3 protein-coding genes are annotated in these 2,105 nt (G+C 32.7%); 2 read left to right on the forward strand and 1 reads right to left on the reverse strand.

The features are described from left to right. Positions 1 to 57: 57 nt before the first annotated feature. Together ACMOUI_RS04170 and ACMOUI_RS04175 are read left to right on the forward strand one after the other, a co-directional pair. On the forward strand, positions 58 to 420 hold the full coding sequence (locus tag ACMOUI_RS04170) for a hypothetical protein (protein WP_418964480.1): 363 nt from the start codon (positions 58 to 60) through the stop codon (positions 418 to 420). An 11-nt stretch (positions 421 to 431) separates the two neighbouring features. Next, entirely contained in the window at positions 432 to 1,217 is a 786-nt protein-coding gene (locus ACMOUI_RS04175; protein ID WP_418964481.1) for a family 1 encapsulin nanocompartment shell protein, read from the forward strand. Between the two features lie 58 nt (positions 1,218 to 1,275). Here the strand turns inward: ACMOUI_RS04175 and ACMOUI_RS04180 are convergent, their stop codons facing one another. Beyond that, entirely contained in the window at positions 1,276 to 1,989 is a 714-nt protein-coding gene (locus tag ACMOUI_RS04180) for an outer membrane protein (RefSeq protein WP_418964482.1), read from the reverse strand. Positions 1,990 to 2,105: the final 116 nt, after the last annotated feature.

Genomic DNA, 2,105 nt, shown 5'->3' on the forward strand with positions numbered 1-2,105 from the left:
GTTAAAAAATAATGTAGTAAGACAATAGTGATATTTTTATTGAGTGGAGGTGTTTTTATGTTAGATGGAATAAGCAAAAAAGCTACAGATTTAGACTATGCAATTCAAAGTTTAAAAGAGGAGTTGCAAGCAGTGGATGACTATAATCAAAGAGCAGAGATGGCAGAAGATCCAGAACTTAAAGAAATAATGATTCATAATAGAAATGAGGAGATGGAACATGCTTCTATGATTGTGGAATGGATGCGAAGAAATCAATTTGAATTTGGAAAAGAGTTAGAGGATTATATGTTTAAACAGGGAAAAATTATTGGAATAGAAGCGCAGTTAATGGGAAGAGATGGAGCAACTGGTGAAATATCAAAAGATGTAAAATACAATGGAGTTAAATCGTTAAATATTGGTTCATTAAAAGGATAGGAGGGATAACTATGGATTTTTTGAAAAAAGAATTAGCACCAATAAGTGAGCATGTGTGGAAAGAGATTGAAGATAGAGCTAGAGAGGTTTTAACAACTCAGCTATCAGCGAGAAGATTTGTAAGAGTAACTGGCCCTGTGGGAAAAGAGAGAGGTGGAGTGAATACAGGTAGATTATCTATCCATAAAAAAGATGATTTAAAGTATGGAGTATATCAAACACAACCCTTTGTTGAAAATAGAATAACATTTAAATTGAGTAGATGGGAACTTGATAATTTTGAAAGAGGAGCTAGAGATATAGATTATAAAAATTTGGATGAGGCTTTGAAGAAAGCGGCAAAATTTGAGGAGGAAGCGATATACTTTGGATTGGATGAAGCTTGTATTCTAGGATTGTTTAAAGATGAAAAACAGACAATTGAATTTGGAAAAACAGAGCAAGAAACAATAAAAAATCTTATGTATGGAGTTTCAAAACTTAGAAATACAGGGTTTAGTAAAGGACCTTATGCGCTAGTTGTAGGACTTGAAAAATTTATATATCTAAATATGATAAATTTAAATGACTCTTTAGCAAAAAGATTGGAGAAAATACTGGGAATGCCAATAATCGTTTCAAACAATATAACAGGTGGATTATTAGTTCCTTATGACAATGAAAATATTGAACTTGTTTTAGGAGAGGATTTTTCACTGGGATATCAAGGACATACAAATGAAGAGGTAGAGCTATTTGTAACAGAGACATTTACATTTAGAGTGTTGGATGACACAAGAGTTATAACTTATAAATAATAGGATAAAAAAAGGGATAACCTGTGGGTTATCCCTTTTTTTATAATTAAAGTGCTTTTTACCAGATATTAAATCTGTAACCAACTGATAGAGTAACTCTCTCATAGTCGTTATCAAATTTATCGCTATCTTTTTCACCATTTACTTTAGTTTTAGCATAGTTAGCTCCATATAGAACATCTACGTTAAAGTCCTCATATTGAACTCCAACACCAGCTGCCCAATATAATCCATCGTCAACTTTTGTTCCATAGCTATAGTTAGATCCATCAACATCTTTTGAGTTGAAGTTAAATGAGTAACCAACGTTAGCTTTAATGTATGGAGTAGCAGCCCAATCCCAATAGTTAATATCATATCTACCAGTTACATATAATGGAACTGAAGAGAACTCTGCTCCAGAAACACCATCAGTAGATTTTCTTTTCATATGGTGCTGATAAGCAACTCCAAGACCTAAATCGAAATAATCCCAAGATTTGTAAGCTTCAATAGCTATCTCTCCACCAAAGTCTTTAGTTTTTTTAGAAAGGTCAGTGTCATATTTTTCATGTCTGTTGAAGTTTCCATATTCACTCCAGAAATCCCAACCAGCTCTTAAGTTAATGAATCCCCAAGGGTTTTCAACAACTGGGGCTACAACTACCTCCTCGATTACAACTGGCTCAGCTACAACCTCTTTAGAACTTGTAACAGGAGCAGCTACCTCTTTTGCTTGTGCAACAGCAGCAAAAGCAAATAAAGAACATGCTAAAAGTGTTAATTTTTTCATAAAAATAACCTCCTCGTCTTAATTAATCTCCTTAAATTAAAATAGAATTGATGTTACTTCACTATTCTGTAACATATATACTCCAAAAAATTATTTTTCTTTTTTTTTGAGTAATA

The sequence above is a fragment of the Cetobacterium sp. genome, from assembly GCF_048470075.1.
Lineage (GTDB): Bacteria > Fusobacteriota > Fusobacteriia > Fusobacteriales > Fusobacteriaceae > Cetobacterium_A.